Below are 4456 nucleotides of genomic sequence, written 5' to 3'. Positions count from 1 at the left end.
CACCTCCACCACACCGGAGGTCTTCGTCATGATCAAGCCTGACCAGCGTTAACAACGCTCGTGATCAATACACCTAGAGCCTGTCCGACCGTTCCCGCCCGCCGGACGACGCCATGCACGCACTCTCGCGGAAAGGCCCGGCGGCCGTTCGGAGAGGCGTGGGTGGGGTAGCCGACGCAGTACGGGGCGTGCTCGACGCCCTCCTGTTCGGAGGTGGCAGATGGGGGCGAAAGGGCAGACGTACAAAGGGCGTTGGCAGGACCAGTGGTGGGCCGTCGGACTGCTGGCGCTGGTGATCCTGGTCGCCGTCCGGGTGGCGCTCAACGGCTGGTCCGCGTGGCCGGCGGCGCTGGTCGGCGGTGTCGTCTACGCCGGATTCCTGACGTGGCTCCTGATGCGGCGCAGGCGGCGGGACGCGAAGGCCGTGGGCACCGAGCCTGCCAGGGTGCCGGAGCTGGAGCGCCGTATCGCGAAGAACGGCGAGATGCCCGACGACCCGGCCGAGCAGGAGGCCATGGTCCGGCTGATCCGGCGGCGGGAGGAGAAGCTGCGGCGCAACCAGCGGTGGGCCTTTCCCCTGCTCGGGCTGATCTTCCTCGGGGTGCCGTTCCTCGGGTTCGCCTCCGGCAACGTGTCGTCGGGGCTCATGATGCTCGGCTTCGGCGTGGCGTTCATGGGCTGGATGATCTGGTTCAACCGGCGCTTCGTACGGCGCATGGCCGCGATGCGGCAGCGGATCGAGGGTGTCGGAGGCTACGCGTAGCATCCCCGGATGACGTGTGGGGTTCGGGCGGCCGGCGGCGGGTGGTGGTGCGCCGGGGTGCGGTGGCCCGGACACGCTCCCGAGCTGGGGTGGAGCAGGGGCGGCGACCGGCGGGTGAGCGTGCTCGCGTACGGGGCCGGCCTCGGGTTCCGGGCCCTCGGCGAGCGGCACTGCGTGGGGGCCCGCGGGAACGTGTGCCCGCTGGGGGCCGCGGTGCCGGGGCGCTCGACCGGTGGGCGGTGCGCCGAGTGCGCGCGGCTGGACCGGGCGCACTCGGTGGCCGCCGACACGATGGCGGACGACCCCCGGACCTACCGCGTGTACCTCGCCTGGTTCGGGCCCGGCATGGTCAAGGTCGGGATCACCGGTGAGGAGCGGGGTGCGGCCCGGCTGCGGGAGCAGGGGGCCGTCGCCTTCAGCTGGCTCGGGCGCGGGCCCCTCATGGCGGCCCGGCGCACCGAGGAGGTGTTGCGCGCGGCCCTGGGGGTGCCGGACCGGATCCCGTACGCCCGGAAGCGGTCCGTGCGGGGTCAGTTGCCGGGCAGTGAGGAGCGGGCGGCCGAAGTGGCGGGGCTGTACGGGCGCGCCGCCGAACTCGAAGGGCGCGGCTGGCCCGAGTCGTTGGAGCGGCTCCCGCTCGAAGTCGTCGACCAGGTCGGCATCTTCGGGCTCGACGGTGCACCCGCGCCCGAGCCCGGCGGCGCGCCCGTCCGGGCCGTGCGGGAGCTGGTCGACGGCGGCGTCGTCGCGGGGCGGCTCGTCGCGGCGGCCGGGCCCGATCTGCATCTCGCGGTGGCGGGCGGGGGCGTGGTCGTGCTGGATACGCGGCTGATCACCGGGTGGGATCTGACAGCGGTGACCCGGGCGACCGAGGTGACCGGGGTGACCGAGGTGACCGGGGCGACCGGGAGCGATGTACGTGTCCCCCTCATCGACATCGGCGGCGGCGGTGTGCAGGGTGGGTTGTTCTGAACGACCGGGTGGGTTGTCCCGGACGACCGGCGAAAGGGCCTGCGCATGGAAACGGGAAGCGATGACGTGGCGCGGTTCCGGGAGCGGCTCGGGCTGCCCGGGATCATCGACGTGCACACCCACTTCATGCCCGAGCAGGTCCTGCGCAAGGTGTGGGCCTACTTCGACGCCGCCGGGCCGCTCACCGGGCTGGAATGGCCGATCACCTACCGGTACGAGGAGGAGCGGCGGCTTGAGCTGCTGCGGTCGTTCGGGGTGCTCCGGTTCACGTCCATGCTCTATCCGCACAAGCCCGGCATGGCCCGCTGGCTGAACGGCTGGGCCGCCGGCTTCGCCGCCCGGACCCCCGACTGCCTGCACACCGCGACCCTCTTCCCGGAGGAGGGCGTGGAGATGTACGTGAAGGAGGCCGTCGAGGCGGGGGCCCGGGTGTTCAAGTCACACCTTCAGGTGGGTGCCTACGACGCGAATGATCCGTTGCTGGATGCGGTGTGGGGGATGCTCGCGGAGGCGGGGATTCCAGTGGTCATGCACTGCGGATCGGGGCCCGCGCCGGGGAAGTTCACCGGGCCGGAGCCGATCGGGCGGCTGCTGGCCCGGCACCCCGGGCTGCGGCTGATCGTCGCGCACATGGGGATGCCGGAGTACGCGGAGTTCCTGGCGCTGGCGGCCTCCTACCCCGAGGTCCGGCTCGACACGACCATGGCGTTCACCGACTTCAGCGAGCGGTTCAGCCCTTTCCCGGCGGCGGAGCGGGGGCGGCTCGCCGATCTCGGGGACCGGATCCTGCTCGGGACCGACTTCCCGAACATTCCGTACCCGTACGTCCATCAGCTGCAGGCTTTGGAGCGGCTGGAGTTGGGGGACGCGTGGTTGCGGGCGGTCTGTCACGGGAACGCCGCCGCGTTGTTCCCCGCCCGTGCCTGACGTCCCCTGCCGGTCACTTTCTCAGGGAATTCACAGGAACGGGTCAGGCTTCTCTCACGGGTGCCTCACAGAGTGGGGCCCATGACGACGACGACCTCGCCCCAGGGGCGTACCGAACTGCTCAGGCCGGACCGTACCCCCGTACGGGTCCTGGTCGTGGACGACGAGGCTCCGCTCACCGAGCTGCTCTCGATGGCCCTGCGGTACGAGGGGTGGGAGGTGCGCAGCGCCGGGGACGGGGCCGGGGCGGTGCGGGCGGCACGTGACTTCCGCCCGGACGCGGTGGTCCTGGACGTGATGCTCCCGGACATGGACGGGCTGTCCGTGCTGGGCCGGCTGCGCCGCGAGTACGCCGATGTGCCGGTCCTCTTCCTGACCGCCCGGGACGCCGTCGAGGACCGGATCGCCGGGCTCACCGCGGGCGGCGACGACTACGTGACCAAGCCGTTCAGTCTGGAGGAGGTCGTGGCCCGGCTGCGCGGGCTCATCCGCCGCTCGGGCTCGGCCGTCGCCGCCGGGCGGAGCGAGTCCACGCTCACCGTCGGGGACCTGGTGCTCGACGAGGACAGCCACGAGGTGTGGCGGGGCGGGGAGGCGATTCACGTCACCGCCACCGAGTTCGAGCTGCTGCGCTTCCTGATGCGCAATCCGCGCCGGGTGCTCAGCAAGGCGCAGATCCTCGACCGCGTCTGGAACTACGACTTCGGCGGCCAGGCCAACGTCGTCGAGCTCTACATCTCCTACCTCCGCAAGAAGATCGACGCCGGACGGACGCCGATGATCCACACCCGGCGTGGGGCGGGGTATCTGATCAAGCCCGGTGAGTAGGCGAACGGGCGGGGGAGGCGGGGCAGGAGGGGGAGTGCTGCGGCGGCCGTGGGCCCTGCGGACGCGGCTCGTCGTCTCCGCGGTCTCGCTGATCGCCGTCGTCGCAGCCGTCATCGGGTCGGTCACCGCGATCGCCTTCCACAGCTACTTGTACGGCAAGCTCGACGACCAGCTGCACTCCGTCGCCGAGCGGGCCCAGCGCCCGCCGGCCCCGGGTCCGCTGCCCCAGTCGGTGCGCGAGGCGGGCCCGCTCGGCTTCGTCGGCGGGGGCGGGCAGCCGCTCGGCACGTTCGGGGCGCTCCTCGGCGGCGACGGGGACGGCGACGGGGACGGGGACGTCACCGCGTCGAAGGTCGTCGAGGACAGCGGGCTCCGTGCCCAGGAGAGCGCGAAGCCGCTGACCGGGGAGCAGCGGAGCGCCCTGGAGGCTGCCGTTCCGGAGACCGGCGAAGGGGCCCGGAGCGTCGATCTGCCCGGGCTCGGCGGTTACCGGGTCGAGGCCGCGACCACCACCGAGGGATACACCGTCCTCGTGGGCATCCCCACCGCCGAGGTGAGCGGGGCGCTGACGACCCTGATCGTCGTCGAGGTCTGCGTGACCGCCGCCGGTCTGCTGGCCGCCTCGATCGCGGGCACCGTGCTCGTCGGGGTCGCCCTGCGGCCGTTGCGCCGGGTCGCCGCCACGGCCACCCGGGTATCCGAACTCCCCTTGCACAGCGGTGAGGTGGCTCTCCTCGAACGCGTACCGGACGCCGAGGCCGATCCCCGCACCGAGGTCGGGCAGGTGGGCGCGGCGCTCAACCGGATGCTCGGGCACGTCGGTTCGGCGCTCGCGGCCCGCCAGCAGAGCGAGACGCGGGTCCGGCAGTTCGTCGCCGACGCCAGCCATGAGCTGCGCACCCCGCTGGCCTCGATCCGGGGGTACGCCGAGCTGACCCGCCGCGCCGGCGGGGGAGGGGCGGGCGC

The 4456-nt window shown here is 72.7% G+C and carries 5 protein-coding genes; all 5 read left to right on the top strand.

All coding sequences use genetic code 11. The features are described 5' to 3' along the window. Nucleotides 1-220 precede the first annotated feature (220 nt). The gene (locus JS521_RS34160) at nt 221-763 is read left to right on the top strand and encodes a hypothetical protein (RefSeq protein WP_205086763.1); all 543 of its coding nucleotides are present in this window, start codon (nt 221-223) and stop codon (nt 761-763) included. A 9-nt stretch (nt 764-772) separates the two neighbouring features. Next, a complete protein-coding gene (locus tag JS521_RS34155) occupies nt 773-1735 on the top strand; it encodes a DUF2797 domain-containing protein (RefSeq protein ID WP_205086762.1) in 963 nt (320 codons plus the stop codon). A gap of 45 nt (nt 1736-1780) precedes the next feature. Beyond that, nucleotides 1781-2662, top strand: coding sequence for an amidohydrolase family protein (locus JS521_RS34150; RefSeq protein ID WP_205086761.1), 882 nt, complete (start codon nt 1781-1783; stop codon nt 2660-2662). 81 nt (nt 2663-2743) lie between these two features. Continuing rightward, nucleotides 2744-3490 (top strand): response regulator transcription factor, encoded by a 747-nt coding sequence (locus tag JS521_RS34145; RefSeq protein WP_205086760.1) that lies wholly within the window; start codon nt 2744-2746, stop codon nt 3488-3490. A 34-nt stretch (nt 3491-3524) separates the two neighbouring features. Next, nucleotides 3525-4456, top strand: a 932-nt coding sequence (locus JS521_RS34140; protein ID WP_205086759.1) for a histidine kinase dimerization/phospho-acceptor domain-containing protein, incomplete at its 3' end; no start/stop codon positions are given.

The sequence above is a fragment of the Streptomyces durocortorensis genome (assembly GCF_016901035.1).
Classification (GTDB): Bacteria; Actinomycetota; Actinomycetes; order Streptomycetales; family Streptomycetaceae; genus Streptomyces; species Streptomyces durocortorensis.
The sequence above is the reverse complement of the archived record's forward strand: the minus strand, read 5'-3'. Positions and strand labels throughout refer to the sequence as shown.